We start from the raw sequence: 2857 nt of genomic DNA on the forward strand, positions 1-2857 counted from the left end.
TCCGCGGCCCGGAATGCCAAGCGATCGGCCGGCTCGTGCTCGACCCCTTCTCCGCCACCGTCTTCTCCTCCTCGCCCGACACCTATGCCGCGATCGAGCGGCGCCTCACCCCGTGACACCGCCTCGATCGCATCGGCGATCGTCTGCCCTTGGGCGAGGCGCCGCTCGATCGCGGCATAGGTGTCGGGCGAGGAGGAGAAGACGGTGGCGGAGAAGGGGTCGAGCACGAGCCGGCCGATCGCTTGGCATTCCGGGCCGCGGATGAAGACCTCCGAATACTCGCTGCCCGAGCGCTTGAGCGAGCGGATCAGTCCTTCAGTGCGGTCGTCCATGTCGAGCCGGGCGGACTTGCGGAGGTCGGCGATCGTCTCCGGCTTCTGCTGAAGGACCAGCATCCAGTCCGAATTCTCGAGTGCTGCGGTCGCACCGTCCGATTTGTAGAAGTCGTTCAGCGACTGCGTCGCGGTGCAGAGCGCGCCGCCATATTTGCGGGCGGTGCGGGCATAGGTCTCGACGAAATCCGACATAGACCCGCCTTTGAGCATCGCCCAGGCCTCATCGATCAGGAGCAGCTTCTTCACCGACCGCGGTGAGCGGGTCATCGCCTGGCCGGTCATGAACATGATCGCGGTCAGCACGACCGAGCGCAGTTCCTCGCGCGTGGCGAGGTCGGACATTTCGAAGACGGTGAAGTCGGCTTCGAGGCGGAGCGTCGCCTCGCCGTTGAAGAATCCGCCATAGGTGCCGCCCGCGCGAAACGGTCCCATGGCGATGGCGAGGTTGGCGGCGTCGGCATTGCCGGTCGCTTCGAGCGCGAGCGCGACCGCCTCGACCGACCCCGCCCTGCCCTGCTCTTCCCACACCCGATTGACTGCCTGGTCGATCAGGCCGCGCTCGGTGTCGGTCAGCCGGTCGATGAAGCGCGCCATCTGGCCGACGATGGCTTTCAGCATCGCCATGCAGTCGAGGCGATAATCCTCTTCCTCGGCGACGCGCTCCGCGTCGATCATCGAGAAGGGATTGAGGCAGAAGCCGCTCGCCAGCGTGAACTCGATGAAGCGGCCGCCCTGGAGACGACAGCTGTTCATGAAGGAGCGGCCGTCGTCGATCACCACGACCTTGGCGCCCGCGCCGCACAGGCTCGCGCACATCTCCTGGAGCAGCACCGACTTGCCTGAGCCCGACTTGCCGAGGATCGCGACATTGTGGTTGCCCGCGACATTCTCGAATGGCGACCAGAAGAAGGGCTGTCCGCGCCGACCGAGGAATAGGAGGTGCGGTACCGCGCCGCCGAGATACTCACCCTGCACCGGCGCGATGTTGGCGGCCGTGGTCGACAGCATCGTCCGCATCCGCCGGCAGCGCTCGAGATCGGCGGCGAGCCCGTCGGCAAGCGTCAGCGGCATCGCCGCGAGCAGGCCCTGGACCTGGAGGAAGCGCTCGTCGGCGAGGTCCCAGCCGGCCGACTTGTAGAGCGACTTGACCATCCGCTCGTTGCGGTCGCCGTCGCCCGCCGGCGAGAAGGTGGTCACGCCGTAGAAGGCGCGGACCAGCCGGCGGCCCTCCTGCAGCTGTGCCTGGACCTCGCGCCACTCCGCCGCCTGTTCGCGCAGCTTCGGCACGTAGCGGGCGGACTTGCCCTCCGACAGGCTGGTCGTGCGCAGGAACTTCATGCCCGCGCGGGTCGAGGCCGCCTCCTGGTCGGGATAGACGAGGCAGAGGATCGTGGCCGCCGGACACGGATAGCGGAGCTTGTCGGTGAACAGGTCGCCGATCAGCCGCGCCGTCTCCCACGGGGTCCAGCGCACCGGCATGTTGCGCACGCCGAAGTGGCGCACATCGAAATGGTCGGGGTAGATCTCGCCGATCTCGGGCGCCCCACCGTCGCTGGCGCCGGTCGGCCGGAAGCGCTCGGTCCGGAGCAGCATCCGGCTCTCCTCGACGGTGAGCTCGATATCGCGGCGGATCGCCTGGTCGGCGATCGGGTCGAGCGGATTGTAGTAAATCGCATCGTCGCCGCTCGCCGTGGTCGGCGAGGTCAGGTCGTCGACGAAGGCGATCAGTTCGACCGGGCCGACATCAAGCGAGGGCACGTCGAGCGAGCGCAGCACGCCGACCAGGTTCTCGCGGACCGCGATGAGCTCGTCCTTGGTGGTGCCGCTGCTGGCGGGCACGCCGACCGAGACAAGCAGTTGGTGATGGCGCGCATGGAAGGGCGCGCCGCCCGACCCGCTGGTCCACACGAGGTCATAAAGGCACTGGGTGCGCGCCCGCGCGATCTGCTCGTAGACGCCGCCGCGCGCGTAGCGGGGTGCGAACCAGGGCGCGATGTTGCGGCTGATCCGCGGGGACGCCCAGTGGACGATCTGGACGCAGGCGCCCGCCGGCAGGCCTTCGGAGAGGAACTGGCCAAGGAGGTCGCCGACGCGCTCGTCGGCCCCGACCAGCGGCGCCACATTGAGGATGAAGCCGGTCGAGCGCGCGTTGAGATAGAGCCGGGTCTGCGGCTCGTAGACCCGGTAGGGCAGGAAGCTCGACAGCATGTCGAGGCCGAGCACCGGGCGATCGCCCTCGCTCTCCTCGGCATCGCCAAACAGGCCCTTGAGCAGCGTGCCCGTGAGCGTCTTGAACGAGAGGCTCATCGCGGCTGCTCCTGGCCAACGGGGGTGCTGAACGGGCTGCCCTCCGCTTCGGGCGTGACCGGGCCGACCGTCCCCGCCTTGGTGCCGAGCCGCGATAAGTTCGGCGCCGCGAGCGCGTTCAGACGCGCGCGGGCCGCCGCCGCGTCGCCGTGCGGCAGGACGACCTTGCCGGCGGGTAGCGCCCACGTGGTCGGCGCCAAGCGCCTCGCCGCAGG

At 68.8% G+C, this 2857-nt stretch carries 2 protein-coding genes; both read right to left on the reverse strand.

What is annotated here, in order from left to right; all coding sequences use genetic code 11:
* The coding region (gene traC, locus QZ753_RS15525; RefSeq protein ID WP_294644871.1) for a type IV secretion system protein TraC at positions 1 to 2642 on the reverse strand (2642 nt) is incomplete at its 3' end.
* Positions 2639 to 2857: hypothetical protein (locus tag QZ753_RS15530; protein WP_294644873.1), on the reverse strand; the 219-nt coding region annotated here is incomplete at its 5' end. The genes QZ753_RS15530 and traC, both read right to left, overlap by 4 nt.

It is taken from the genome of uncultured Aureimonas sp. (assembly GCF_913775355.1).
Taxonomy (GTDB): domain Bacteria; phylum Pseudomonadota; class Alphaproteobacteria; order Rhizobiales; family Rhizobiaceae; genus Aureimonas.